The following is a 462-nucleotide window of genomic DNA, read 5'->3' as shown; positions in this document are numbered from 1 at the left end:
CGGACTCGCATTTTTTTGTGACGCGGCAGCAGGCGATACCAATAATCCTTCTGGGCCGTGCGATGATAGATGAAACGATAGATTGACTCATGGCTGACGACCACGCGACCATGCTCCAGCGCCAGTCGGCCTGCGATCTGCTCTGGGGAATGTCCCATCGCAAGGCCTTTGCCCACGCGGTCCCGCAGGTCTGGCTGGCGCGCCAGCTTGAAGCGGCAATCCCATCGTCGCCGGCGCTCGGTCAGGTGTTGCGCCCGGACCGGCTCGTAGCCGCCCGCCCAAACCTTGGTCGGCCGGGAGTTGCGCCGCAGTTCCCGACTGATCGTCGACGGCGCCCGGCCAAGCGCAGACGCAATTTGGTTCTGAGATCTACCGCCTGCATGCAGGCGGTAGATCTCAACGCGCTCTTCAAGGCTGAGCTGGCCATAACACCGTCCCATCGCCACAACACCTTAGCAGGTG

The 462-nt window shown here is 62.6% G+C and carries 1 protein-coding gene; it reads right to left on the bottom strand.

Features of this window, described 5'->3' with window-relative positions:
* Positions 1-440, bottom strand: a 440-nt coding sequence (locus tag CWO89_RS45170; RefSeq protein ID WP_130584483.1) for a helix-turn-helix domain-containing protein, incomplete at its 3' end; no start/stop codon positions are given.
* Positions 441-462: the final 22 nt, after the last annotated feature.

Source organism: Bradyrhizobium sp. Leo170 (genome assembly GCF_004296405.1).
Lineage (GTDB): Bacteria > Pseudomonadota > Alphaproteobacteria > Rhizobiales > Xanthobacteraceae > Bradyrhizobium.
Note: the sequence above shows the minus strand (reverse complement) of the source record. Positions and strands in the feature narration are given on the sequence as shown.